At 69.0% G+C, this 26,329-nt stretch carries 24 protein-coding genes; 13 read left to right on the plus strand and 11 right to left on the minus strand.

The genetic code is table 11. The features are described from left to right. Positions 1-8 precede the first annotated feature (8 nt). On the plus strand, positions 9-1,388 hold the full coding sequence (locus tag E3O60_RS16550; protein WP_134498677.1) for an L-serine ammonia-lyase: 1,380 nt from the start codon (positions 9-11) through the stop codon (positions 1,386-1,388). A gap of 160 nt (positions 1,389-1,548) precedes the next feature. Here E3O60_RS16550 and E3O60_RS18570 read toward each other — a convergent pair whose 3' ends face one another. Beyond that, positions 1,549-2,037, minus strand: coding sequence for a hypothetical protein (locus E3O60_RS18570; protein ID WP_166789010.1), 489 nt, complete (start codon positions 2,035-2,037; stop codon positions 1,549-1,551). Between the two features lie 267 nt (positions 2,038-2,304). Between E3O60_RS18570 and E3O60_RS16565 the strand changes: the two genes are divergently transcribed. Then, positions 2,305-2,751, plus strand: a complete 447-nt coding sequence (locus tag E3O60_RS16565) for a LysM domain-containing protein (RefSeq protein ID WP_166788909.1) — start codon at positions 2,305-2,307, stop codon at positions 2,749-2,751. A gap of 29 nt (positions 2,752-2,780) precedes the next feature. Here the strand turns inward: E3O60_RS16565 and E3O60_RS16570 are convergent, their stop codons facing one another. The 5 genes from E3O60_RS16570 to E3O60_RS16590 all read right to left on the minus strand — a co-directional run bounded on the left by E3O60_RS16570 (position 2,781) and on the right by E3O60_RS16590 (position 11,053). Beyond that, entirely contained in the window at positions 2,781-3,950 is a 1,170-nt protein-coding gene (locus E3O60_RS16570; RefSeq protein ID WP_240632231.1) for a Gfo/Idh/MocA family oxidoreductase, read from the minus strand. A gap of 143 nt (positions 3,951-4,093) precedes the next feature. Continuing rightward, entirely contained in the window at positions 4,094-6,592 is a 2,499-nt protein-coding gene (locus E3O60_RS16575; protein WP_103461621.1) for an RNA helicase, read from the minus strand. A 17-nt stretch (positions 6,593-6,609) separates the two neighbouring features. Beyond that, a complete protein-coding gene (locus E3O60_RS16580) occupies positions 6,610-8,676 on the minus strand; it encodes a glycosyl hydrolase (protein WP_134409349.1) in 2,067 nt (688 codons plus the stop codon). After that, positions 8,673-9,404 carry a biotin/lipoyl-binding protein gene (locus tag E3O60_RS16585; protein ID WP_134498681.1) on the minus strand — a complete coding sequence of 244 codons (732 nt, stop codon included), beginning with the start codon at positions 9,402-9,404 and terminating at the stop codon, positions 8,673-8,675. Before E3O60_RS16585 ends, E3O60_RS16580 begins: the two co-directional genes overlap by 4 nt. Continuing rightward, positions 9,404-11,053: a glycosyltransferase gene (locus E3O60_RS16590; protein WP_240632232.1), complete on the minus strand. Its 1,650-nt coding sequence runs from the start codon at positions 11,051-11,053 to the stop codon at positions 9,404-9,406. The genes E3O60_RS16585 and E3O60_RS16590 overlap by 1 nt, the downstream gene beginning before the upstream one ends. A gap of 544 nt (positions 11,054-11,597) precedes the next feature. Here E3O60_RS16590 and E3O60_RS16595 point away from each other — a divergent pair. The 10 genes from E3O60_RS16595 to E3O60_RS19175 all read left to right on the plus strand — a co-directional run bounded on the left by E3O60_RS16595 (position 11,598) and on the right by E3O60_RS19175 (position 20,304). Beyond that, positions 11,598-13,142 (plus strand): molybdopterin-dependent oxidoreductase, encoded by a 1,545-nt coding sequence (locus tag E3O60_RS16595; protein ID WP_134498683.1) that lies wholly within the window; start codon positions 11,598-11,600, stop codon positions 13,140-13,142. Then, complete coding sequence (locus E3O60_RS16600; protein WP_198415731.1) at positions 13,139-13,522, plus strand: TraR/DksA C4-type zinc finger protein; 384 nt, start codon at positions 13,139-13,141, stop codon at positions 13,520-13,522. The genes E3O60_RS16595 and E3O60_RS16600 overlap by 4 nt, the downstream gene beginning before the upstream one ends. Before the next feature lie 114 nt (positions 13,523-13,636). Next, positions 13,637-14,737, plus strand: a complete 1,101-nt coding sequence (locus E3O60_RS16605; protein ID WP_134498685.1) for an HNH endonuclease signature motif containing protein — start codon at positions 13,637-13,639, stop codon at positions 14,735-14,737. Positions 14,738-14,782: 45 nt separating this feature from the next. After that, positions 14,783-15,169: a nuclear transport factor 2 family protein gene (locus tag E3O60_RS16610; RefSeq protein WP_088456768.1), complete on the plus strand. Its 387-nt coding sequence runs from the start codon at positions 14,783-14,785 to the stop codon at positions 15,167-15,169. 96 nt (positions 15,170-15,265) lie between these two features. After that, a complete protein-coding gene (locus tag E3O60_RS16615) occupies positions 15,266-15,859 on the plus strand; it encodes a sulfite oxidase-like oxidoreductase (protein ID WP_088456769.1) in 594 nt (197 codons plus the stop codon). Between the two features lie 32 nt (positions 15,860-15,891). Continuing rightward, positions 15,892-16,605 (plus strand): ferredoxin reductase, encoded by a 714-nt coding sequence (locus E3O60_RS16620; protein WP_241993295.1) that lies wholly within the window; start codon positions 15,892-15,894, stop codon positions 16,603-16,605. Next, a complete protein-coding gene (locus E3O60_RS16625; protein WP_088456771.1) occupies positions 16,602-16,880 on the plus strand; it encodes a DUF6510 family protein in 279 nt (92 codons plus the stop codon). Before E3O60_RS16620 ends, E3O60_RS16625 begins: the two co-directional genes overlap by 4 nt. A gap of 79 nt (positions 16,881-16,959) precedes the next feature. Further along, positions 16,960-18,138: a MarP family serine protease gene (locus E3O60_RS16630; RefSeq protein ID WP_088456772.1), complete on the plus strand. Its 1,179-nt coding sequence runs from the start codon at positions 16,960-16,962 to the stop codon at positions 18,136-18,138. A gap of 30 nt (positions 18,139-18,168) precedes the next feature. Then, positions 18,169-19,569 carry an aminotransferase class V-fold PLP-dependent enzyme gene (locus E3O60_RS16635; RefSeq protein ID WP_088456773.1) on the plus strand — a complete coding sequence of 467 codons (1,401 nt, stop codon included), beginning with the start codon at positions 18,169-18,171 and terminating at the stop codon, positions 19,567-19,569. 30 nt (positions 19,570-19,599) lie between these two features. Continuing rightward, positions 19,600-20,304: an RNase H family protein gene (locus E3O60_RS19175; RefSeq protein ID WP_134498687.1), complete on the plus strand. Its 705-nt coding sequence runs from the start codon at positions 19,600-19,602 to the stop codon at positions 20,302-20,304. Here the strand turns inward: E3O60_RS19175 and E3O60_RS16645 are convergent, their stop codons facing one another. Continuing rightward, entirely contained in the window at positions 20,305-21,804 is a 1,500-nt protein-coding gene (locus tag E3O60_RS16645; RefSeq protein ID WP_134408672.1) for a sugar porter family MFS transporter, read from the minus strand. It lies immediately after the preceding gene. 118 nt (positions 21,805-21,922) lie between these two features. Further along, positions 21,923-23,419: a sugar porter family MFS transporter gene (locus E3O60_RS16650; protein WP_134498689.1), complete on the minus strand. Its 1,497-nt coding sequence runs from the start codon at positions 23,417-23,419 to the stop codon at positions 21,923-21,925. 168 nt (positions 23,420-23,587) lie between these two features. Between E3O60_RS16650 and E3O60_RS16655 the strand changes: the two genes are divergently transcribed. After that, positions 23,588-24,484, plus strand: coding sequence for a DUF429 domain-containing protein (locus E3O60_RS16655; RefSeq protein WP_134498691.1), 897 nt, complete (start codon positions 23,588-23,590; stop codon positions 24,482-24,484). On the opposite strand, the gene E3O60_RS16660 is transcribed toward E3O60_RS16655, so the two are convergent. The 3 genes from E3O60_RS16660 to menC form a co-directional block, all read right to left on the minus strand. Beyond that, on the minus strand, positions 24,444-24,734 hold the full coding sequence (locus tag E3O60_RS16660; protein WP_088456778.1) for a hypothetical protein: 291 nt from the start codon (positions 24,732-24,734) through the stop codon (positions 24,444-24,446). The genes E3O60_RS16655 and E3O60_RS16660 overlap by 41 nt on opposite strands. 19 nt (positions 24,735-24,753) lie before the next feature. Further along, positions 24,754-25,125, minus strand: a complete 372-nt coding sequence (locus tag E3O60_RS16665) for a glyoxalase superfamily protein (protein ID WP_103461632.1) — start codon at positions 25,123-25,125, stop codon at positions 24,754-24,756. A gap of 69 nt (positions 25,126-25,194) precedes the next feature. Beyond that, entirely contained in the window at positions 25,195-26,304 is a 1,110-nt protein-coding gene (menC, locus tag E3O60_RS16670; RefSeq protein WP_088456780.1) for an o-succinylbenzoate synthase, read from the minus strand. Positions 26,305-26,329 lie beyond the last annotated feature (25 nt).

Genomic DNA, 26,329 nt, shown 5'->3' on the forward strand with positions numbered 1-26,329 from the left:
TAGAGCGGGTGACTGCGTACGTATCGGCTCTCGACCTCTTCTCCATCGGAATCGGTCCATCCAGTTCCCACACTGTCGGCCCGATGCGGGCCGCCCTGGCCTTCGCCCAGCACCTCGCCGAGAGCGGGCGGCTGCCCGAGGTGCGCCGCATCCGCTGCTCGCTGTTCGGCTCGCTCGGCTCCACCGGTCTCGGCCACGGCACGCCCGACGCGATTTTGGCGGGCCTGGCGGGCCTCACCCCGGAGACCTGCGACCCCGCCGAGGTGCGCAACAGCTGGGTCGATCTCACCGACGGGTCCACCCTGCGCCTGAACGGCAGCCACCCGGTTGCTGTGCAGAAGAGCGACGTGGTCTTCGAACCACGCACCCGGCTGCCCGGACACCCCAACGCGATGACGCTGTCGGCCTGGGACGACGACTCGAGCGGCACCGCGCTGCTCGAGGAGACCTACTACTCCATCGGCGGCGGCTTCATCCGCCGCGACGGCGACCCGGTCCGGCCTGTAGCCACGGTGGTCCAGCCGATGCCGTACGCCTCGAGTGCCGCCCTGCTCGCGCTCTGCGACAGCCACGGCATCGGCATCTGCGATGTCGCGCGCGCCAACGAGGAAGCCATCCACGGCGCCGACGGGTTGGATGCCGGGTTGGACGCTATCTGGGCTGCCATGCACGCCTGCGTCGAGGCGGGCCTGCGCGTGGACGGCACCCTGCCCGGCGGTCTCGGCGTCAAACGCCGCGCCTCCGCCATCCGTATGCAGCTGGAGGAATACGACGGTCTGCAGCAACGCGAGCGGGACACCTCGACCGAGTGGCTGCACGCCTTCGCCCTCGCGGTCAACGAGGAGAACGCGTCCGGCGGCCGCGTCGTGACGGCGCCCACCAACGGCGCCGCGGGCATCATCCCCGCCGTCGCCCACTACTACCTGCGTTTTGTGCCCGGCGCGAGCGCGGCCGGCATCCGTCGGTTCCTGCTCACCGCGGTGGCGATCGGCTCGCTGGTCAAGGCGAACGCCTCCATCTCCGGCGCCGAGGGCGGCTGCCAGGCCGAGGTCGGCTCGGCCTGCGCCATGGCCGCGGGGGCGCTCTGCGCGGTGCTCGGCGGCACGCCCCGCCAGGTGGAGAACGCGGCGGAGATCGCGATGGAGCACCACCTCGGCCTGACCTGCGACCCTGTCGGTGGACTCGTTCAGGTGCCCTGCATCGAACGCAACGCCATCGCCGCGTCGACGGCGGTGTCGGCAGCCCGGCTGGCCCTGCACGGCGACGGCACCCATCTGGTCTCGCTCGACACCGTCATCGAGACCATGCGACAGACCGGCCTGGACATGATGACCAAGTACAAGGAAACCAGCGAGGGCGGCCTCGCGGTCAACGTCATCGAGTGCTGAGCGCCCGGCCTTTCGGGTCAGCGACCGCCGCCTCCACCACCGCCGGAGAAGCCGCCACCTGAGGTTCCTCCGGAGGAACTGCTGCCGCCGGAGCCCGACCGTGACGACCCCGAACCCGACCCCGAACTCTTCGTCGGTGTTGTGGCGAAGCTCACCCGACCTATCGAGCGGGTGAACCCGGCGACGTTCTGGGTGAACACGGCGGTGCCACCCGCGCCGGAATACCAGGTAGTCGCGCAGGCCCAGCAGGTAGTCCCGCTGCCTGGCGCCCTTCTCGCTGGTCGGTGATCGAACCGCGCAACCGTTCGAGCCGGTCGCCGAGTTTCTGGTCCGTGGTGTCCAGCCGCAGCCTGGCACCGTTTTTCGGCTTGGGGCCCAGGGCAGTGAGGATGACCGACAGATCCTCCGGCGGGGTGTACTGCACGATGATGATGCCGGGGGTGAAGCCGACCGCGATGATGATGTTCTCCCCCGCAACCAGATCGCGGGAGGGCGCGATGATTACGGTGCCTGCCGCATCCGTGCTCGTCTCGATGGCGCACGGGTCGCCGCCCCCGTAGTATCCGGCGTAGCAGGCCGCGTCGCCGGTGAGAGCCTTCGTGAGCGCCCCGGCGGATGCCCCGGCCAGGGCCAGGACCGCGGCCAGCACACGCCGGCGCTGCAGAATCTGTCGGTGTGTCGTGGTTCCCCCGGCTCGATCATATCCAGCGGGTACCTGGCGACGCGGCCCGGTGTCCCCCGTATTAGGCACAGCACGCCGGCTGCGCCGGGAGAATCCTGACCTAAACTGTCTTCTCGGGGGTACACCATCAACAATCTCACCAGTTCACCGCAGTCGGCCGCGCCGCGCCTCTCTGTTCCGCGACCAGCTGCACCGCGTCGCACTGCCCAGACCCGGCCGACCCGACGGGCCGTCGTGCTGTCGGTGATGCTGATCGGTGGCCTGGCCTTGGCCGGCTGCGCCGCCGCGCCCGCACCGGTGGTGACGGCGACTGTCGTGGTCACCCAAACACCGACCCCCACGCCGACGCCCACGCCCACACCGACCCCGACCCCGACGCCGGTGGCCGAGGCGCCCGCGCCGGAGCTCACCGCAAACCCCGAGGTGCCGGCCGAGCCCATTCCGGAGGGCCCCGCCGTTGACCTCGGCGCGATTCCCGGCGCCCAGGCCGCGCCGGAATACGACGGCGCCGGCAACCCGATCAGCTACACGGTCATCGAGGGCGATTCGTTCTTCGATATCGCCCAGCGCTTCGACCTGCCGATGCAGCAGCTCCTCCGCATGAACCCGAAGGTCGCCGGGCTCGGCGAGGACATCTACCTCCGCCAGGTCATCAACCTCGACTGGACCAAGAACGGCTGAGCCCGCGGGCCGGCGGTGACAAGCGCGGGTCAGCGCACGGACGCGTGAATGCGTTCGATCAGCTCGATGGTGTGTGCCGAGTCGACAGCGTTGACCGGCAATGGCGCTCCGCGCAACAGCGCATTCGCCAGGCCCTCGTAGAAGGCCGTGTACTGGCCGCGCTGGGTCGGCACGACCTGGCTGGCGCCGTCGGCGCCGAGCCGGCCCCAGGTGGCTTCCGGTTCGAGGCCGAAGTCGGCGTCGCTGGGCAGGTTGCCGGCCTGGATGGCGGCCTCCTGGCCGTCCACTCCCCATTTGGTGTACCCCGCGGCCGAGCCGAGCACCCTGAACCGTGGGCCGGTCTGGGCCGCGAACGAGCTTACCCAGAGGTGCGAACGCACCCCGGAGCCATGGTGCAGCGACACAAACGAATCGTCGTCGGCGGCGCCGCCCGGCCGGCGGGTGGACAGTTCGGCGGTGAAGTCATCGACCGGGCCGAAGAGCAGCACGGCCTGGTCGATCAGGTGCGCGCCGAGGTCATAGAGCACGCCGCCGCCCGCGGCCGGGGTCGCCCCGGCCTTCCAGCTTCGCGGGGTGCCGGGCTTGAAGAACTCAAACCTGGACTCGAATCTGTAGACGTCGCCGAGGGCGCCATCGGCCAGGAGCGCTTGAAGGGTGAGGAAGTCACCGTCCCAGCGTCGGTTCTGGAACACCGTGAGCGGAAGCCCCAGGCTCTCGGCCCGGTTCAGCAGCGCCCAGCCCTGCTCGGAATCCACCGCGAACGGCTTGTCGATGACCACGGCGAGGCCCGCATCGAGGGCGGCGTTGGCCAGCGCCACATGGGTGTCCGGCGGGGTGCCGATGATCACGAGGTCGAGGTCGGCCGCCTGAGCGAACAGCGCCTCGGCGGTGGGTACGATCCGCACCCCCGGGTAGCTCTCGATGGCCTTGGCGCCCCGATCGGGGTCGCCGGTCACGATGGCCTCGAGCGAGAAGTCGGGGTTGGCCGCGAGGAACGGTGCGTGGAAGACCCGGCCGGAGAGCCCGAAGCCGATGACGGCCGCGCGGATCGGGCCGGTCCGCGGGGTAGGCGTTCCCCCGGTGGCCGCCGAATTCGGCTGGGCGCCGTGCTGCGGTCCCGGACCGGGCCGCGGGCCCGGCTTGGGTGCCGGCTTCGGCGTCATGATCGGGGTTTCCGGCTGGTTGTCTGAAGTGGCCATGGCCCGAGGTTACGCCGGTTCGGGCGCCCTCCCGCCCACAACTGTTCCCGTTCCGGGCAATTGCACCCGGCACACCGGGCGCACTTGTCCGCTTCGGGAACAGTTGGGCGCGGTGAGGAGCGGGCGAGGAGCGGGACCGGCGGCTAGAGCCGGTTGATCCCGGTCACCGTCAACGCCGGCACTCCCAGTTCGTCGGACTCGGCGAGGTCGATCATGGCGCTGATGCCCCAGTCGTGGTCGCCGGCCGGGTCGTCGAAGATCTGCCGGGCGGTCCACACAGTGGCACCCTCGTCGAGGATGAGCAGTCCGGCGCCGCGGGCATTCGCCCCGGCCAGCAGTTCGTCATGATCGGCGTAGTAGCCGTCCATGGCGTCGGCCCAGGCATCTGCCCCGAAACCGCTGTCGCGGTCGAGGTCGCCGAGGGCGTCGTAATTCTCCAGCGCGGCCAGCTGCACCCGGCGGAAAAGTTCGTTCCGCACCAGGATCCGGAATGCCCGGGTGTTGGTGGTGAGCCGGTGCGGCGCGGGCGGCACCACGGCGTGCGCCGTCGACTCGTGCGCGGCCAGGTCGGGGTGGATGAGTTCCTCCCACTCGTCGAGCAGACTGGAGTCCACCTGCCGCACGAGCTCGCCGAGCCACTCGATCAGGTCGAGAAGGTCTTCGGTCTTGGCCTCGTCGGGGATGGTCTGCCGGGCGGCCCGGTAGGCATCCGAGAGGTAACGCAGCACCACACCCTCGCTGCGTGCGAGCTTGTAGTAGGCCACGAACTCGCCGAACGACATGGCCCGCTCGTACATGTCACGCACCACGGTCTTGGGCCGCAGCGGGAAGTCGGCGATCCAGGGCTGGGACTGCTTGTAGGTCTCGAACGCGTAGCTGAGCAGCTCGTCCAGGGGCTTGGGCCAGGTGATCTCCTCGAGCAGCTCCATCCGCTGGTCGTACTCGATGCCCTCCTGCTTCATCGCGTTCACGGCCTCACCGCGGGCGGCGAACTGCTGACCCATCAGCACCGGCCGCGGGTCGTCGAGGGTGGACTCCAGCACCGAGATCATGTCGAGGGCGTAGGTGGGCGCCTCGATGTCGAGCAGGTCGAACGCGGCAAGCGCGAACGGCGACAGCGGCTGGTTGAGCGCGAAGTTCGCCTGCAAATCGACGGTCAAACGGATGCTGCCGTCCGCACCCTGCTCCACGATCCCGGCCGCACGCAGGGTCTTGTAGATCCCGAGGGCCCGGCGAGCGTGGGCGAGCTGACGTTTCCACGGCTCGTGGTTGTCGAACACCAGCGAGTACACGTTCGCGAAAGCGTCGCCGCCGCGGGCGATCACGTTGATCAGCATGGCGCTGGTCATCTGCATGCTCGAGGTGAGGGTCTCCGGCTCGGCGTCGACGAGGCGCCTGAACGACGGCTCGCCCCAGGATACGAACCCCTCCGGGGCGCGCTTGCGGATGATCTTGCGCTTCTTCTTCGGGTCGTCACCGGCCTTCTGGATGGCCTTGAGGTTCTCGGTCTCGTGGTCGGGCGCCTGGATCATCACGGTGCCGGCGGTGTCGAAGCCGGCCCGGCCGGCCCGCCCGGCGATCTGGTGGAACTCGCGGGCGTTGAGCTGGCGCATTTTGACGCCGTCGTACTTGGTCAGGGCGGTGAACAGCACGCTGCGGATCGGCACGTTGATGCCCACGCCGAGGGTGTCGGTGCCGCAGATCACCCGCAGCAGGCCGCGCTGGGCGAGCTGCTCCACCAGCCGGCGGTACTTGGGCAGCATGCCGGCGTGGTGCACGCCGATGCCCATCCTGATCAGCCTGGAGAGGGTCTTGCCGAAGCTGGTGGTGAACCTGAACTCGCCGATGAGTTCGGCGATGGCCTCCTTCTGCTCCTTGGTGACCACCTTCACGCTGGAGAGCGCCTGGGCGCGTTCCAGGGCGGCCGCCTGGGCGAAGTGCACGATGTACACCGGCGCCTGGCCGGTCTTGATCAGGTCCTCCACGGTCTCGTGCACGGGCGTGGTCTCGTAGAAGTAGTGCAGCGGCACCGGGCGCTCCACACCGGTGACCACGGCGGTGTCCCGGTTGGTGCGGCGGGACAGGTCGGCGGCGATGTCGGTGACGTCGCCGAGGGTGGCCGACATCAGGATGAACTGCACCCGCGGCAAGAGCAGCAATGGCACCTGCCAGGCCCAGCCGCGGTCGGGGTCGGAGTAGAAGTGGAACTCGTCCATCACGACCTGGTCGACCGGGGTGTCCTCGCCGTTCCGGAGCGCCAGGTTGGCCAGGATCTCGGCGGTGCAGCAGATGATCGGGGCGTCGGAGTTGACCGACGAGTCGCCGGTCATCATGCCCACGTTCTCGGCGCCGAAGATCTCCACCAGGGCGAAGAACTTCTCGCTCACCAGCGCCTTGATCGGGGCCGTGTAGAAGGTGCGCTTGCCGGCCGAGAGGGCGGCGAAATGCGCCCCGATCGCCACCAGGGACTTGCCGGTGCCGGTCGGGGTGGACAGGATCAGGTTCGCGCCCGACACGATCTCGATGACAGCTTCCTCCTGCGCCGGGTAGAGCCGGAGGCCCGCATCCGCTGCCCACGCTTCGAAGGCCTCGAAAAGCTGGTCGGGATCGGTGTTGTGCGGGAGGGCGGTGAGGGTTGCCATGATCCCCCAATCCTCCCCTATCCGGCCGGAGGAGTCCTCCACCGCATCAGCCAGGCCATCAGGTAGGCGCGGCTGTTGCCGTCGTCGATCCGCTCCTCCGGCAGGCTCGCCGCCGCGGTCAGGGCGTCGGATGCGGCCTCGGGGCCGCGCAGGCCGGCGTACATCAGTAGGTAGTCGCCGAACATCACGTCGTAGTTGCCTTCCGGCAGGGCGTCGGCGAGGTTGGCGCTCACCCTGTCGGGGTCGCCGCCGAGGTAGCCGGCGACCGGGCTCATCGGCAGCACCAGGATGCCCAGCATGGCGCTGGGCTCGGCGCTGAACCAGGTGGCGTAGTCGCGCTTACCGCCCCAGACCAGCGACGTGACGGTGTGGTCGAAGCCCGCATAGACCGGGTCGTCGAGGTCGAAGTCGGTCCAGTAGGCACGGGACGAGGCCGCCTCACTGGAGAGCATCCACTCGGCCTCGGCCGCGAGGTCGGCCTGGTCACTGGCGGCGGCCCAGAGCGCCAGTCCGTTCCACGCGGTCACGGCCTCTGAACTGGATTCCTGGTTGTTCCCGTCGCCGAACGGCGAGGTGCCGCTGGCCCAGGAGTGGCCGGCGTAGGCGTCGAACACCCTTCGGTCCGGGAAGTACTCGCTGCCGCCGCTGGTGGCGAGGTCGGCGGCGAGCAGATTCAGCACCGGCGCCCAGCGCTGTGCGGCCTCGGGATCGTCGGCCGCGACCACCGCCGCGGCATAGAAGAAGTAACCGTAGTGGAAGTGGTGGTCGTTGAACTCCTCGGAGCCGAACGACGTGGCCAGGCCCACGATCCCCTTCGCGTCCGGGTCGTAGACGAAGCACCGTTCGGTGCGCTGGGCACAGGCGTCGGGGTCCGTCCAGTCGTCGAGGGCGGTGCTGAGCCGGTCGGTGAGCGTGGCCACCGCATCATCGGCACCCACCTGCCGGGCCACCTCGAGCAGGTTCGCGGCCCGGTAGAGGGACTTGCCGCCGAAGTAGGTGTCGGCGGCGAAGGTCGTGGTGGCCGCCACATCAGCTCGCACCTGGTCGGCCAGCGCGGCGCGGTCCTCGTCACCGAGAGCCGAGAGGTCCAGGGCGCCGCTGGGAGCGACCGCGGGCACCGACCAGCTCAGCTGCCGGCCCTCGCACACCGTGAGCGCACCGTAGATGCTCGGGTACTCCCCCGCGGTGCACGACGCACCGTCGGCGAGACCCTGTGCCTGGTGCGGCAGCGCGGCGATCAGGGTGTCGCCGCCGTCGCCGGTGTCGTAGTGGATGGTCGTGGTGGCCGTATCCGTGCCGGCGCCGTACTCGACGCTGGTGCCGATGACCGGGTGCCGGGCCGCTTCGGCGAAGGCCGTGAGCGTGCCGCTGTCCGGCAGTGCAAACCAGGTCACGGATTGGCCGGCCGTGAGGGACAGGTCGGTGCCGGACGAAAGTGTTCCCGCACTGACCATGCCGTAGGTGCTGCCGGCCACGTCGACACTCCACACGCCCTTTTCGGCTTCGCTGAAGGCTGTCGGCATGGTGAGGGCGACGTCCGCAGCGGCAGCGAAGGACACGAACGGCGACCCCTCGGCGATCACCGTGCTGCCGACCGTGGCGCCGTCGATGGACTGGCCGATCGTGACGGATGCTTCGTCGTAGGCGGTCACCGCCTGCTCCAGCCCGTCGCCGTCGCCGACCTGCACGCCGATCTGACCCGCGAAGCCGCCCCTGATCACGTTGGTGTCCGCGGACACCTCCGGCAGTCCGAAGCCGAAGCCGGAGTCGCTCAGTTGGAAGGAGAGGGGCAGCGGGAACACCGGCATCGATTCCTCGCCGAAAACCAGGCCGGAGAACCACCGGTTGGTCGGCGGGATGAGCCCGTCGGACAGGCGCGCTGTCGGCAGGGCCTTCAGACTCTGCTGAGGAAGGGCGTCGACCAGCGGCGCGACCTCGTTGCCGGGGAAGATGGCCGCGCCGGGGGTCGAGGCCTCGGTGTCGACCGGTTCAACGGCATCCGTCGTGGTGCACGCGGTGAGCGCGGCAGCGATCACGAGGCAGGTGGCGACGGCGAGGATGCGCGGTGTTCTCTGCACGATCACAGCCCGATCGTCCGGAGGAACCCGAACAGGCCGTCGCTGGCGCCGGCGAGGAGGCCGTCGTCGCGCAGTTCTATCGTCGCCGTGACCGGGGTGCCGGGTGCGATGAGCCCGTTCGCGGCGCCGTCGACCAGGTCCGGGCTCAGGACCCTGGCCGTGGTCTCGGCATGGCCGTTCGCCGTCTGCACGTCCAGGGTGTCCATGGTCCCGGCCACCCTGGTCTGGTTCGGCAGCACGATGTCGACGGCGGCGCCGGGTTCGATCCGCGCGTAGTCGCCGCTGGTGAGGAGGAAATCGGCCGACACGAACAGGGACCCGGCCTGGTCGATGACGGCGAGCACCTGCCCGGCCTGCACGAAGGAGCCGCGCTCGGTGCTGACGTCGGTGAGGGTGCCGTCGACGGCGGCGGTCAGGGTGAGCACGCCGTCCTCGGCCACCGAGTAGGCCACGCTGTCGACGGTGACCAGCCCTTCGGCAAGGTCGGCCTGCAGGGTGGGGCTCTGCAGGGTGAACAGCGCCTGACCCGCCCGCACCTGGTCGCCGTCCTCGACGAGTCGCTCCATGACGGTTCCGCCATAGTCGGAGCCCACCGGATACTCCGCCGCCTGAATCGAGGCGGAGGCGCTCATCACCTGGGCCTGCCGCTGGTTGAAGACGAGCGTGAGGACCGCGACGACGCCGACGACGACGACGAGTCCGAAGAAGAGCTTGAACCGGTTGGCCCAGGTCATCAGGACACCATCCTTCGGGTCAGGGCGCGGGTGCGTCGTGCCAGGTGCGCCTCGTGCATTGCCGTGCCGACGAAAGTGCCCAGGATGAGAGTGTTGGTCACATTCCAGGCCGTGGCCAGGGTGAGGGTGCCGATCGAGAGGTCACGCCACACCGCCACCACCGAGGTGAGCAGGAGGAATACGAAGAAGAGCACCTGCGGGATCATGAAGTTGAACGGCGATCTCACCCGGGACCGGTTGCCCGTGGCGCTCCAGTGCTGTTCCTTGCCGACCAGGACGTTCATCAGCGCGGCCACGTAGATGGGGAACGACGCCGTGGCGAGCATCAGGGTCTCCCAGCGGAACGAGCCCATCGTGTAGAACGCCAGAAGCACCTGCATCAGGTAGAAACCCGCGTAGTACAGCAGCCAGGTCACCACCGTGGTGGAGAGGTTCATCGGGCGCAGGTCGAGGTAGATCTCCAGCGGTGGCACCAACAACAGCAGCAGCGGCGCGATCCCGGTGAGGTAGAAGGATGCCGTCACCAGGTACTGCAGACGCTGATCGAAGGTGAGACGGCGCCGCGGGCTGAGCGGGTTGCTGTGCAGCAGGATCTCGAAGCCGCCCGTGGCCCAGCGCAGTTGCTGTTTCGTGTACGCCTCCACGGTGTCCGGCGCGTGTCCGGTTGCCAGCACGGTGGGGATGTAGATGGTTTTCCAGCCCGCCTCGTGCAGCTTCAACGACGTCCAGACGTCTTCGGACTTGGAGTCGGTGTACATGCCGCCGATGTCGTTGATCGCATCTCGCCGGAAGATCACGTTGGTGCCCACGCAGAAAGCGGCGTTGAATCGGTTGCGACCGGGTTGGATGAACCTGTAGAAGACCGCCTGCATGTATCCGGCGCCGCGGGAGATGACGTTGTGCAGGTTGCGGTAGGCCTGGGGGGTCTGCACGAAGGCGACCTTGTCATCGATGAAAAACGGCAGGGTCTCGATGAGGAACTCCCGCTTGGGCACGAAGTCGGCGTCGAAGATCACGAAGTACTCCGCAGTGCTCGCCGTGAGCGCGTGATTGACGTTGCCCGCCTTGGCGCCGTTCGAGCTCAGCCGGCGCAGGTAGCGCACGCCCAGCTCGGCGGCCAGATCACGCACCTCGTCGGAACGGCCGTCGTCCAACACCCAGGTGAGGTGCTCACCGTGCATCGCCCGCACCGCGGTCACGGTCTCCCGGATCACGTCGATGTCCTCACCATACGTGGTGACGAACACGTCGATGGTGGCCGGGTGGTCCCCCAGGTGCAGGGGCCACCGCTCGGGCTGGTCCTTCAAGCCGTCCCGCGCTATTGATCTGCCGCGCACCAGAGTTGCCTGGGTACGGTGAAAGTCGAAATCCCGAGTATCTGTAGACCCGGACAGGATCGTCCACATCGACAGCAGCGCCTGGAAGATCAGGATCGACTCGGCCATGATCACGAGCGAGTATGGCAGCCAGTCGCCGCGGCTGGCCGGATTGAGCAGGAAGTGGGCGTAGGCCAGGATTCCTACCGTTGCGATCAGAACCAGCATGACGAGGGACGGCGAGTGCGCGTGCCCCGTCGACTTGGGTCGAACCGGGTGATCGTCGATCGCCAGTTGGTGGGTGGGGATCCGGTGCATAGCCTCGGGCGGCACTACTGAATCCACCGGGGATTCGGGTGGAGTGGGTATGCCAAGGCTGGGATGAAGGGAAGTCATCCGTCTCTCTTTCGGTACCGGATTCGGGTCCGGGGTTCGCGAACGGGATCTCGGGCGAGGTTCGCGTGCTGGTTCTGAGCGCGAGCATGAGCGGGTTCGACAGGGCCCTGAAACACGCGGCAACACCGACCGGGTCTGGCCTGGGTGTCGGCCGACCGGAGAGTGTGGGCATCGTCGTCCGGGTTCGCGGGATCTATCGGGATCGGGATCCGTGAGGGATCGGGATGCGGATGGAGCGACGAGGTGCCGTAGGGTGCGGCGAAGACGACGGAACAGGGGAGGTCGGGTGCGACCGTTCGTCGTGGCGGGTAGGTTCACCATAGGTCCGTGGCGAGAGTTCTGACTATCGGTTCCCTCAACGTTCTCGTGTTCGTAACACGGCTGTAACCCGGTGCTCGGCCCCGCTCTCACCCCCAGTCTCGTAAGGGATTCGTAAGGGCGGGTGCGCCCGTCTCACAGGCGGTAAATCTAAGCTGATCCCATGTCCAGCTCCGCCTCCCCGACACCGGCTCGCGCGCTGCCCGCCTTGGCCGGCCTGGCCGCGGTTCTGGCCGGATTCGGTCTCGCCGAACTTGTCGCCGGGCTCATCGCACCCGGTGCCAGCCCGGTGCTGGTGGTCGGTGCTCTGCTGATCGATCTGGCGCCGGTCTGGGCCAAGGAGTTGGTGATCTCGCTCTTCGGCACTGCCGACAAGGTGGCGCTGATCGTCTTCATCGCCCTGGTCGCGGCGTTACTGGCCGCGCTGGCCGGCGTCCTCGAATACCGGCGTGCCCCGTTCGGCCGGTTCGTGATCGTGGCCGCCGGCTTGGTCGCGCTCGCCGCGGCGCTCACCCGCGCCGGGGCATCCCCGTTCGACGCCGTGCCTCCGGTGCTGGCGATGGTAGTGGCCGCCCTGGTGCTCACGATGCTGATCAACCGGCTGCGCGTCCGCCGGGCCCCCACGGCGGCGACGGCCGAGCTGGACCGTCGCCGGTTTCTCGTCTACACCGGCATCAGCGCCGGTGCCGGCGTGCTCGCGGCCATCGGTGGCCAGCTGCTCACGGCCGGCAGCCGGGCAGCGGATGCGGCCAGGGCACTGTTCCCCCTGCCGGCACCTTCCACGCCGGGCACCCCGATTCCCGCCGGAGCATCGTTCGACATCGATGGCCTCACGCCGATCATCACCCCCAACGCGGAGTTCTACCGCATCGACACCGCCCTCTCGGTGCCGCGCATCGACCCGTCGACCTGGACCTTGAGGATCACCGGGCTGGTCGAGAACGAGGTGGAGATCAATTTCGCCGAGCTGCTGGCCCTGCCACTGGCGGAGAGCACCACCACGTTGGCCTGCGTGTCGAACTACGTGGGCGGCGACCTGATCGGCAACGCCGTCTGGCTCGGCTACCCGATCCGTGACCTGCTCGCCAGGGCGAAGCCGCTCGCCGACGCAGACATGGTGCTGTCGCGCAGCCAGGACGGCTGGACCGCCAGCACCCCGCTCGAGGCCCTCACCGACGACCGCGACTCGATCCTCGCCGTGGGCATGAACGGCGAGCCGCTGCCTCTCGAACACGGCTACCCGGTGCGGATGGTGGTGCCCGGCCTCTACGGGTACGTGTCGGCCACGAAGTGGGTCACCGAGCTGGTGGTCACCCGGTTCGACCAGGAGACGGCGTATTGGTCCACCCGCGGCTGGTCCCAGAAGGGTCCGGTGAAGCTGTCCTCGCGCGTGGACGTGCCCCGCGAGAATGCGAGCGTTGACGCCGGAACGGTGACGGTCGCCGGCGTCGCGTGGAGCCAACACGTGGGCATCTCGGCCGTCGACGTGCAGGTGGACGACGGCGACTGGAACCCCGCCACCCTGGCCGACGCGATCTCCGTCGACACCTGGCGGCAGTGGCGCTGGGATTGGGACGCCCCGAGCGGCTCGCACACCCTGCGGGTGCGCGCCACGGATGCCAACGGCTTGGTACAGACCAGCAAGCTCGCCGATGTCGCGCCGGACGGCGCCACCGGCCTGCACGAGATCAGCGTGTCGATTTCGTGACCACGTCGAAGCAGGTGCCCGGGTTGAGCCCGAGCGACATCGCCCATTTCGAGGGTCTAATGCGCGGTCAACGGTTCGATCTCGAGCGGGAGCTGGGCCGGCAGGGCGACACCCTGAACGCCGTGCGCGCGGCGCGCAGCGGCGGGGACGCCGACGACGAGCACGATCCCGAAGGCCCGACCCTCTCCGACGAGTGGTCGCTTCGGGCGGGGGTGCACGCCGAACTGGCCGCCTCCCTGGCTGCCATTGACGCGGCCCTGGTGCGCGTCGAGGACGGCAGCTACGGCCGGTGCCTGCGCGGGGGTGAGCCGATCGGCCGCGAGCGGCTCGAGGCCCGCCCGGCTGCGGAGCTGTGTATCGACTGTGCTCGGGAGTCGTGACCGATTCGCGGGCATGGATGGCTCACCCTTCCTCCACAGGGCGGTCTTTTTCGACCCTTCCACAGCTTGGTTTCTGGGCCTGGGAGTGTCGGTGCTGGGTGCTTCACTGTGCCTATGGCCACCTCAGCTGCCACACCCGATCACACCCCCGATGACCCTGCGGACCCCGCGGTGGATCCTGTCGCGGCGGCGATCAGCGCGGTCATCGACCCGCTGATCGTGAACGAGAAAGTGATCGCGGCCGGCTACGCCGAGCGCAGTCGGCTGCTGACCGAGCTGGACCGGCTGGGCCACGAACCGCGCATCCTGGCGGGTCTGTGTGGTGACCCTGTCGAGTCCGGCCGGAACGACCCTGACACCGGCGCGCACGGTCCGGCCTGGGACGACGAGGAGCTCGCCCGCCGCAGCATGGCCGCCGAGGCCGCCGGGGCGCTACGGCTGACGGCCACCACGGCGGGCATGATGATCTTCGACGCCGCCCGCCTCACCGGCCAACTGCCCGGCTTCCACCAGGCGCTGAGCCGCGGCAGCATCACCTGGGGCCACGCGGTGAAGATGCTCACCCTCACCGACGGGGTCCCGGAAGAGATCCTGCCCGACGCCTACCGTGACCTGCTCCTGGACGGTGTCGGGCCCAGTGGCCTCGGCCACGGCATCCGCGGCACGGTCAGCATCACGGTGCCGGCACTGACCCTGCTGGGCCGAAGCGACGAACCCGCCATCCTCGACGGCTACGGCCCCATCGACCCCGAAACCGCCCGCCGGATCGCGGGCACGGCAACCAGCTGGTCCCGCATCCTCACCCACCCCGAAACCGGCTGCCGGCTGAGCATGGGCCGCGACACCTACAACCCGCCCGCCGACATGCGCCGCTACCTCGACGCCCGCGACCAAACCTGCCAGGGCATCGGCTGCAACCGGCGAGCCACGCTCAGCGACATCGACCACACCCGGCCCTGGTGCACCGGCGGCCCCACCGACGTCGACAACCTCGTACACCTCTGCAGGGCCTGCCACCGCCTCAAACACCAATCCAGCTTCCCCACCCGCCAAGGCCCCGGCGGCGCCCTCACCTGGACCACCCCGGCCGGCAAGACCTACACCTCAGCCCCCACCAACACCGACCCCACCACCTACGACCCCGCCAGCTACGTCACCGCCCGCCACGACAGCCGCACACCGAGACTCGGAATCGACGGCCCTCCCCCGTTTTGACCGCCGCCTCTGGCCGGATTCCGGTGCACGCGCTACAACTAGGGCATGAACGAGCCCGTTGATACCCCGGACGCCACCACCCGATGGATGCAGGGGTACCTCAAGGCCTGGTCCTCGAACGATCCCGATCACATCAACGCACTCTTCACCGAAGATGCCGAGTACTACACCGACCCGTTCGGGGAACCACGGCGCGGACGCCCAGCGATTGTCGCTGGGTGGCTGGATCACGCCGACGAGCCCGACAGTTTCACCTTCGAGTGGTCGCCGCTGATGATCACCCCCGAGATGTCCATCATCGACGGCGTCACGCGCTACGCGGCCGGTCCGGTCTACAGCAACCTCTGGGTGATCCGCTTCGCTCCAGACGGCCGGGCCCGGGAGTTCATCGAGTGGTGGATGGACCAGGCCCGGCCGACCGAAGACAGCTGAGGGCCACGCCCGACTGGAGTCGTGACACTGGTGAATCGTCCCGGCACACGCTACAACAGGGGTGACACAGGAACCCGCCGCAGAAAGGACACCGTCATGGGAATCGTCTCCTCAGGCTTTTTCGGCCGCGGCCGCCGCGACGACCCGACTCTCCCACCCGGCCAGCACCTCACCGACGGGTTCCCGGTGCTTTCAGCCGGCCCCACCCCGCGGATCACTCCGGAGGAGTGGGAGTTCACCATCACCACCGAGACCGGCCAGGTGCACCGCTGGAGTTGGACGGAGTTCCTCGCGCTCCAGCAGGATGACGTGAGCCGCGACATCCACTGCGTCACCAGTTGGTCGAAGCTCGGCACCAGCTGGCGCGGCGTCTCGCTCGACACCCTTTTCGAATCGGTCGAGTCCGACTGCGAATTCACCATGGCGCACTCCTACGGCGGTTACACGACCAACGTTCCGCTCGACGACCTGCTCGACGGCAAGGCCTGGATCGCGCACGAGTTCGACGGTGAGGCACTCGAACCGGCCCATGGCGGCCCTGCCCGCCTGCTGGTTCCGCACCTGTACTTCTGGAAAAGCGCCAAGTGGGTGCGCGGACTCGAGATGCTCCGGCAGGACGAACCCGGTTTCTGGGAGAGCAACGGCTACCACATGTACGGCGACCCCTGGCGCGAAGAGCGCTACTGGTGAGAACTGGTTGGAGAGTGGCGGAGGTGATCGGCGTGACCCCGGAGACCCGGACCGCCCGCACCCTGCGTCTGCGCTTGCCCGGCCTGACCGGGCACCGCGCCGGCCAGCACGTCGACGTGCGCCTCACCGCCACAGACGGGTACACCGCCGTGCGCTCCTACTCGGTCGCGTCGGCGTCACCCGGGGACGAATTCGACCTCACGGTGGAGGAGCTGGCCGACGGTGAGGTGTCGCCCTATCTTGTGCACCAGGTTGCCGTGGGCGACCAGCTGGAGGTGCGGGGCCCGGTCGGCGGCTGGTTCGTCTGGGACCCGGCCGATCCCTCGCCCGTGCAACTCATCGCCGGCGGCTCCGGAGTGGTGCCGCTGATGGCCATGCTCCGCGCCCACGCGGCCGCCGACCCCGCCTCCCCCGGCGCCGCCGCCCCGTTCCGCCTGCTCTACTCGGTGCGCGCACCCGACGCCGTCTACTACGGTGCCGAACTCGACGACCTGGCCCGCTCGCCGCTCGCCGATGTCTCCGTCGTGTACACCCGCCAGGCACCGGCCGGCAGTGGCCGGCCACCCCGGCGCCTGGATGCGGCGACCCTGGTGGAGAGCGTGCTACCGGTCGCCGACAACCCCGCCGTGTTCGTCTGCGGCGCCACCGCCTTCGTCGAAAGCGTCGCCGACTGGCTCGTGCAGGCCGGCCATTCCCCCGATCGGATCAAAACCGAACGCTACGGCGGCACCGGGACCAGACCGTGACCGACAACCTCGACGACCTCGACTACCTGGACGGCAACGCCGCCGCCGGTCCGCTCAGCGAGTTCTTCGCCATCGACGTCGTCAGCGCCCGCGGCCGCTGCGCCTCCTGCGGCCGCATCGATGCCCTGGCCACCGCCCGGTTGTACCCCAACTCCCACGGACTGCTGTTGCGCTGCCCAGGCTGCGCCGAGATCCTGATGCGGCTCGTCGACACCGGCGACAGCGTCTGCCTCGACCTGCACGGCCTGAGCTTCATCGAGCTGCGCCGCGGCTGACGGGCTTCCCAGCTAATACCCGCTTCCACCCGCTTAGGCTGAGTTCGGCGGTTCCTCCGCCCTTCGAGCTGGAGTGTGCATGCAGGGATCGGTCATTCTCGACGTCATTCTGGTCGTGCTGCTCGTCGCCAGTCTGGGCGCCGGCTACCGCAGCGGCCTGATCGGCAGCCTGAGCGGCGTGCTGGGCCTCGTCGCCGGCGCCGTCGCGGCGTACTTCGTGGTGCCGCTGGTGCCCACCTGGGTGTCCGCCGCCGAGTGGCGCACTCCGGCCTCCATCGCCGCGGCGCTGCTGCTGGTGATTGCCGGGCTCACCATCGGTGAGTCGATCGGTCTGGCCCTCCGCCGCCGCACCCCGCGCAAGCTGCGCGGCGTCGACAGGCTCTTCGGCGCCGTGATCGGCGTGGCCGCCGCCGCCGCCGTGATGTCGATGGTCGCGTTCAGCGTCGGCGCCCTGGGCATTCCCCCGCTCACCTCCGCCATCGCCTCGTCGGGGGTCGTGCGCACCATCGACTCGGTCACCCCCGATCCAGTGAAGAGCTTCCTCGCACAGCTGCGTTCCACCGTCGTCGACGACGGCCTGCCCCTTATCGCGGATGCCTTCGGCGGCCAGAGCCCGACCCTGCCAGAGGCCCAGCTCGACAGCGCCGCGCTCGACACTGCCGCGGCATCCGTGCTGCGTATCACCGGCAACGCCGTCGCCTGCGGCCAGAGTCAGTCCGGGTCGGGTTTCGTGATCGCCCCCGAACGCGTGATGACCAACGCCCACGTTGTGGCCGGGGTCACCGAAGCCGTCGTGGAGGTGCCGGGAGCCGGTGCCTTGACCGGCGAGATCGTCTACTTCGACCCCGTCGACGACCTCGCGATCATCGCCGTACCCGGTCTGGCCGCCGCACCGCTGACCCTGCAGGGTGACCTGGCCGTCGACAGCGAGGGCGTCAGCCTGGGCTACCCGTTCGGCGGGCCGTTCGACTCCGATCCGGCCAGGGTCATGTCGGTGGGTTCGGTGCTCGTCGCCGACATCTACGGCCAGTCCCCCACCGCCCGGGCCGTGTACACGCTCGCCGCGGACGTGCAGCAGGGCGAGTCGGGCGGGCCGCTGCTCAGCGCCGACGGCCGGGTGGCCGGCGTGATCTTCGCCAAGGCGGCCAATACCGCCAACGTGGGCTATGCCCTGGCTATGTCCGAGGTTGCCCCGGTCGTCGACCAGGCCGACGGCCTCTCCGCTATGGTCAGTTCCGGTACCTGCATCCAGGGCTAGGTCCACCGGAAGCGGGGGTATGGTGACCGCATGACTTTTCGGCCAGAGGACTACCGGGCCCCGCTCGAGCAGGCGGTTCGGTCCGCCGCCGAGTGGTTGGATTCGCTGCCGTCCCGGCCCGTGAAACCGGCGGCGCCGGTCGACCAGCTGGCGGCGGCCTTCGCTCGCGCCCTTCCAGAGGAACCTGCCGATCCCGCCGCGGTGGTGGCCGAGCTGGCCACGCTGGCCGAACCCGGACTGATGGCCATCGGCTCCGGCCGCTTCTTCGGCTGGGTGATGGGCGGCACCCTACCCGCGGCCCTGTCGGCGGACTGGCTGGTGAGCGCGTGGGACCAGAACGGCGGACTGCGCTATGCGACACCGGCGACCGCGGCGATCGAGGAACGAGCCGGTGCCTGGATTCTCGACCTGCTGCATCTGCCAGCCTCGAGCGCAGTGGGCTTCACCACCGGCGGCACGATGGCTAACTTCGTCGGCTTGGCCGCCGGCCGAGGCGCGGTGCTCCGCGCGGTCGGCTGGGACGTCAACCGGGATGGCCTGACCGGCGCACCACGGGTGAGCGTACTGGCCGGCGCCGAGGTGCACAGTTCGGTGATCCTCGCCCTGCGCTACCTGGGCTTGGGCGAACCGACCCTCGTCGCCGCCGACCCGCAGGGGCGCATCCGTCCCGACGCCCTGGCGGACGCACTGGCGACGGTCACCGGTCCCAGCCTGGTCGTCCTTCAGGCCGGCAATCTGCACTCGGGCAGCTTCGACCCGATGCGCGAGTCGATTCGGTTGGCCCACGATGCCGGGGCCTGGGTGCACGTCGACGGCGCCTTCGGGCTGTGGGCGGCAGCGAGCCCCCGCTGGGCTCCCGCCCTGGCCGGACTGGACACCGCCGATTCGTGGGCGACGGATGCCCATAAGACCCTCAACGTTCCCTACGATTGCGGCATCGCCATCGTCGCCGACCCGGCCGCCGCGCGGTCCGCGTTCGCGGCACACACCAGCTACTTCGTGCGGGACGACGCCGGCACCGCCGACCCGATGGATCTGGTGCCCGAGCTGTCCCGACGCGCGCGCGGCGTTCCGGTGTGGGCGGCGATGCGCTCCCTCGGTCGCAGCGGCACGGTGGCCCTCGTCGAGGGACTCGCCGACAACGCCAGCGCCCTCGCCACAGGGTTGGCGGCGCTGCCCGGTGTCGAGGTGCTCAACGACGTGGTCTTCACCCAGGTGTCGGTCTCGTTCGGCACCGATGACCGCACGGTCCGGGTGACGCAGGCCCTCATCGCGGACGGGGCGGTCTGGATGTCCGGGTCGGTCTGGTCGGGGCGGGCGGTGTTGCGCATCTCGGTCAGCAACTGGTCCACGGATGCCGCCGATGTGGCTGTGGCCGTCGACGCCGTCGCGCGCGCCCTGGCCACGGTCACCACCGCCGACCGGGAGTGACCCCACTCGCCCAGCTGGCAGACTGGATTCATGACTATCACCGCCGCCGCAGACGGCTCGGCCCTTGGCAACCCCGGACCGGCCGGCTGGGCCTGGTACATCGACGACAACAACTGGGCCGCCGGCGGCTGGAAGCACGCCACCAACAATCAAGGCGAGCTCAAGGCCGTCCTCGAACTGTTCCGCGCCACCGCGCATGTGGACGACGACCTGCTCGTGCTCTGCGACAGCCAGTACGTCATCAACGCCATCACCAGGTGGATGCGCGGCTGGAAGGCCAAGGGCTGGCGAAAGGCCGACGGCAAGCCCGTGATGAACCTCGACCTGTTGCAGGAGCTCGACGAGGCCCTGGTGGGCCGCAAGTACCGGTTCGAGTGGGTCAAGGGCCACGCGAACCACCCGCTCAACGAGGCCGCCGACTCCCGCGCCCGTGCCGTCTCCGAGGCGTACCAACGGAATGCCACGATCCCCACCGGGCCTGGCTTCGTGGCCGGCGGGCCGGTGCCGGCTGCCGCGGTTGTGAAGACGGCCCCAGCAACGACCCCGGCTGCGAAGACCGCGCCGGCGAAATTCGCCGCACCACGCGCATCCGCCGACCTCGGCCTGTTCGACTTCGAGGTCGAGCGCCCGCACACCGTGCAGGTCTCGCTGAGCGCCGAGGAACTCGGCCGGCTCAAGCGCCGGGCGAGCGGCCGCGGAGTCAGCCCGGAAGAGCTGCTCCGCGACCTGATCTGACTAGCGCCGCGGCTTGACCTTCGGCTTCGCGGCGTTCTTGTTCGGCAGCAGCGTATTGGCCTCGTCCAGCGACATCCCGTTGGTCTCCGGCACCTTGGTGAGCACGAATAAGAAGGACAGGCCGGCGAACAGGGCGTACATGCCGTAGGTGAGCGGCAGCGACCAGGCCGACATCGGCGGGAACGTCACGGTGATGAGGAAGTTCGCGATCCACTGCGCGGCCGCGGCCAGGCCGAGAGCCTTGGCGCGGATGGTGTTCGGGAAGATCTCCCCGAGCAGCACCCAGACCACCGGTCCCCAGGAGGCACCGAAGGAGATCACGAAGACGTTCGCAGCCACGAGGGCGATCGGTCCCCACGCACCCTGCAGCGCGAGCTCGCCATCGACCATGACCGATTGGCTGAACGCCACGGCCATAGTCGCCAGCGACACCGTCATGCCGATGGAACCGGTCAGCAGGATGGGCCGGCGGCCGACCCGGTCGACCAGCGCGATCGCCACCAGGGTGACCAGAATGTTCGTCACGGACGTCGCGACCGAGATGGCCAGCGAACTGGACTCTTCGAAGCCCACCGCGCTCCAGAGCGTGGTCGAGTAGTAGAAGATCACGTTGATGCCCACGAACTGCTGGAACACCGACAGGATGATGCCCACCCAGACGATGGGCTTGAGACCGAGCATCGGGCCGCGCAGCGACCCGGTGCGCTTGGCGCGGGTGTCGTCCTCGATCGAGGCCTTCATGTCGCGCAGCTCACGGTCCACGTCGCCGTGCGGCCACACCTTGTGCAGCACCTCGCGCGCCTTCTCCTCCTTGTCGTGCAGCACCAGGAAGCGCGGCGATTCGGGCAGCAGCAGCGCGATCACGCCGTACACGACCGCGGGGATAGCCGCGACCAGGAACATCCAGCGCCAGGCCTCCAGCCCCCACCAGAACATCTCGCTGGCGCCGCCGGCCGTCGACGCGAACACGGCGTCGGAGAGCAGGGCGGCGAAAATACCGATGGTGATCGAGAGCTGCTGCAGGGAGCCCAACCGGCCACGCATCTGCCGTGGCGAGATCTCGGCGATGTAGGCGGGGGCGACCACCGAGGCGAGCCCGATACCGATACCCCCGACGACGCGCCAGACGATCAGATCGACCACCCCGAACGCGAGTCCGGAGCCGATCGAGCTGGCGAAGAACACGATCGCGCCCACGAGCATCACCGGGATGCGCCCGAACTTGTCCGCGAACCGTCCGCCGAGGAAGGCGCCGGTGGCCGCGCCGAGCAGGGCACTGGCTACGGCGAACCCGGTGATGGCCTCGGTGAGGCCGAACTGCCCCTGGATGGCCTCGACCGCACCGTTGATCACCGAAGAGTCGAACCCGAAGAGGAACCCTCCGAACGCGCCGGCGATGGCCAGCGCGATGACCTTACGATTTGTCGCTGGTTTGCCATCCCCGCCAGCCGATGTGCCGGCCGGCGTCCGGTCCTTCTTCGGTTCTGTCCTGTTAGTCATCGCCACTTCCCCCGCATTCGCTGGTGTCTTCGCCGTCTGGGCAACCCGAAAATCCTACGCCTGCCTCGCACCAGCGGATGACACACAGCGGGATGCCGCCGTTCCGACGATCACCCGACTAACGCCGCAGCACCGGCTTCGCCTTCGTCGCTGCCTTCGGCTTTGCGGAGTTCTTGTTCGGCAGCAGAGTGTTTGCCTCGTCCAGCGACATCCCGTTGGTCTCGGGCACCTTCGTGAGCACGAACACGAACGACAGCCCGGCGAACAGGGCGTACACACCGTAGGTGAGCGGCAGTGACAGCCCTGCCATCGGCGGGAATGTCACGGTGACGAGGAAGTTCGCGACCCACTGGGCGGCGGCAGCCAGGCCGAGGGCCTTGGCACGGATGGTGTTCGGGAAGATCTCCCCGAGCAGAACCCAGACCACCGGTCCCCAGGAGGCACCGAACGACATGACGAAGACGTTCGCCGCGACGAGGGCGATCGGTCCCCAGGCGCCCTGCAGGGCGAGTTCGCCGTCGATCATGACCGACCGACTGAACGCCATCGCCATGGTGGCCAGCGACACCGTCATGCCGATGGAACCGGCCAGCAGGATGGGGCGGCGGCCGATCCGGTCGACCAGGGCGATCGCCACCAGGGTGACCAGGATGTTCGTCACCGACGTGACCACCGAGATGGTCAGCGAGCTGGACTCCTCGAAGCCCACCGCGCTCCACAGCGTGGTCGAGTAGTAGAAGATCACGTTGATGCCCACGAACTGCTGGAACACCGACAGCAGAATGCCCACCCACACGATGGGCTTGAGGCCGAAGACCGGGCCACGGAGCGAGCCGGTGCGCCTGGCCCGCACATCGTCCTGGATCGAGGCCTTCATCTCGCGCATCTCACGGTCGACATCTCCGTGCGGCAGCACCCGTTCGAGCACCTCGCGGGCCTTGTGCTCCTTGTCGTGCAGCACCAGATAGCGCGGCGACTCGGGTAGCAGCAGAGCGACGACTCCGTAGATGAGGGCCGGTACCGCGCTGACCAGGAACATCCAGCGCCAGGCCTCCAGGCCCCACCAGAACATCTGGCCGGCGCCGCCGGCGGTAGCGGCGAAGATGGCGTCGGAGAGCAATGCGGCGAAGATACCGATGGTGATGGAGAGCTGCTGCAGCGAGCCCAACCGGCCACGCATCTGCCGTGGTGAGATCTCGGCGATGTACGCGGGCGCCACGACCGAAGCGAGCCCGATGCCGATGCCGCCGACGACCCGCCAGAGGATGAGGTCGACGACGCCGAAGGCGAGCCCGGATCCGATAGAGCTGGCGAAGAAGATGATCGCGCCGACGAGCATGACCGGGATACGGCCGAACTTGTCCGCGAAACCGCCGCCGAGGTAGGCGCCCGTCGCAGCTCCGAGCAGGGCGCTGGCGACAGCGAACCCCGTGATGGCTTCGGAGAGGCCGAATTGACCCTGAATGGCCTCGACCGCCCCGTTGATCACGGAGGAGTCGAACCCGAAAAGGAACCCTCCGAACGCCCCGGCGATGGCCAGCGCGATGACCTTACGATTTGTCGCCGGCGTGACCGTCGGTGTCGCTTCTCTCGTCAATTCCGTCGTGGCTTGCATAGAAACTTCCTCGTTTTCGCTGGTCATCGCCGTCTGGGCAATCCGTGAAGACTACGCCTGGCCCGCACTCGGGGGGACCAAGAGATGGAGTCCAACGCCCTAAATGTTGCGGGAGCCGCTATATTCGGTCATCTTTCGCGGGCGCATCGAGCGTGGTAGGTATGGCCCATGACGCGATTCCTCGGGGTGGATCTGGCTTGGGCAGAAGGCACGGCCGCGAAACCGGCCAACGAGAGCGGGCTCGCCTGCATAGACGAGACCGGCCGGGTGATCGAGGCAGGGTGGGCCCGCGGCATCGACGAGGTCGTCGACTGGATCCAGCGGCTAGGCGAGCCGGGCGCAGTCCTCGCCATCGACGCACCGCTCGTGGTGAACAACCCCACCGGAATGCGGGAGTGCGAACGGGAAACCGGGTCTCGCTACGGTCGCTGGCACGTGGCGGCCAACACCTCAAATCAGGCCCTGCCGCGTCTCGGCGGGGTCACCCTGCGCGGCCGGCTGGAGCAGCTCGGCTGGGCCTACACCGATGGCCTTGCCCCCGTCGGTGCACAGATGTGCAGTTTCCTGGAGTGCTACCCCTACACCACCCTGGTTGGCGCGCCGGAGTTCGGCTACGACGACAAACGGCCCCGATACAAGCGGATGGGGTCTGCCCTCCCGGTCCTCGAACGTCGCGCCGAGCGTGCCCTGGTCTGCGACGACCTCATCGAGCGGATGTGGCGACTGCACGCGGCCTCGCCGCCACTGGACCTGGCCACCCACGCGGCATCCGACAGCCTGGTCACCGAGCCGACACCGTTGGCCGATGCCGCCTACAAGCACCGCGAGGATCTCATCGACGCGCTGCTCTGTGCCTGGACGGCGTCGCTCTGGCACCGCTACGGCACCGCACGCAGCCAGGTCCTCGGTGCCGCTGACCCGCTGGTCGTGGACGGTCGCCGGGGCACCATCATCGCGCCGGCCCGCCTTGAGCAGCGTCGCGGCGACGACCGTGTCCGGGCCGCCGCACTCGCTGCCGCCGCGTTCAGCGCACCGGCAGCCAGCGCCCCTTCACTCGTTCGGTGACCAGCCAGCTCACCGGGGCGGCGACCCGCCGGGTCTTCGCAACGACGTGGTCGCCGATGGCCAATGCGGCGGTGCCGTCGTCGGCGGTGAAACGCACCGTGGCGCGGGCCGACCCGGCCACCACGGCCAGGTCGGAGGCCTCCACGGTGGTGAGCTCCGCGGCGGCGCCGGCGGCGGCGGGCAGTACGGCCTCCGGTCGCACCCCAGGCTGCAGGGCGCCGATAGACATGATCACGCGGTAGGACGGCATTGCCCCAGAGTACGGGGCCTCACTCAGGCGGCGGCAGCTGCTGCAACGACCAGGTGTTGCCGTCGGGGTCGGAAAAGTACACGAATCGACCCCAGTCCTGCTCGTCCACCTCGCTGGCCTCCACGCCTGCGGCCACCAGCTGGGCCCTCGCGGCATCGGCGTCGGCGACGACCATCTGCACGCCCCGCTGCGAGCCGGGCGGCATATCGGTCATGCCCTCGCCGAGCACGATCGAGCACGCGGATCCCGGCGGGGTCAGTTGCACGAACCGCATGGCCTCGTTGACCCTCTGGTCGTAGTCGGCGTTGAAGCCGACCTGGTCGACGTAGAACGCCTTGGCCCTGTCGACGTCGGTGACCGGGATACTGACGAGTTCGATCTTCATGTCCATGGCGAACCTCCGGTGATGGGCTGAGTGTCACTCGAACGGCGCCAGCCTACGACGGAGCGGGTGCCGCCGCTAGAAGCGGATGTCGCGGCGCGACCGGGTGACCTCGGCCAGCACGTCGGGCAGCACCTGCACCCCGGTGCCCGGGCCGGTCGGCACCCGCAGGTGCCCGTCCTCGAGTACGAACGGGGCGGTGAGGTCCTGGGCGTAGTAGCGGTCAGAGGCCGAGGTGTCCCCCGGCAGCACGAAGTTGGGCAGGCCGGCGAGGGCCACATTGGCGGCCCGGCCGATTCCCGTCTCGAGCATCCCGCCGCACCAGACCGGCACCCCGTGCGCGGCGGCCACGTCGTGGATGCGGCGGGCCTCGAGGTAGCCGCCCACCCGCGACGGCTTGACGTTGATAATGCTGCACGCGCCCAGGCTGATCGCCGCAGCGGCGTCCTGCGCCGACTCGATCGACTCGTCCAAGCACACCGGGGTGCCAATCAGCCGGGCCAGCGCCGCGTGCCCGAGCAGGTCCCGCTCGCCCAGCGGCTGCTCGATCAGGAGCAGGTCGAACGGGTCGAGCCGGGCGAGGTGCCGGGCATCCGCCAGCGTGTATGCGGTGTTCGCATCGACCTGCAGCAGCAGGTCGGGGCCGAACCTCTCGCGCACGGCACGCACCGGGGCGAGGTCCCAGCCCGGTTCGATCTTGAGCTTGATGCGCAGGTAACCCTGGGCGAGGTAGCCGGCCACGGCCTCGAGCAGCTCGTCGACGGTGTCCATGATGCCCACCGAGACGCCGGCCGGCACCGTGTCGTGCACGGCGCCGAGGTAGCCGCCGAAGGATTGGCCGCTCTGGCGCAGCTGGGCGTCGAGGATGGCCGCCTCCAACACGGCCTTGGACATCTGGTGGCCCTTGACCGGGGCGAGGGCGGAGCCCACCCGCTCGGCAGTGAGGTCGTCACCGAGGGCCTGCAGCCGCGGGATGAGGTGGTCGCGGATCACCAGGTCGCTGGCATCGATGAACTCCGAGCTGTACAGCGGCCGCACCTCGGCGGCACACTCCGCCCAGCCCTCGGCGTGGGCGGTCGACACCTGCACCAGGGTGATTTCCCGTTCGGTGATGGTGCCGAACGAGGTGCGGAACGGCCGCACCAGCGGCAGGCTCACCCGGCGCAGCTCGATGTTCTCGATTCTCATGTGCCGGCGCTTTTCATGAACGGAG

Origin of the sequence: Cryobacterium sp. TMB1-7, from assembly GCF_004402435.1 — a bacterium.
Lineage (GTDB): Bacteria > Actinomycetota > Actinomycetes > Actinomycetales > Microbacteriaceae > Cryobacterium > Cryobacterium zongtaii.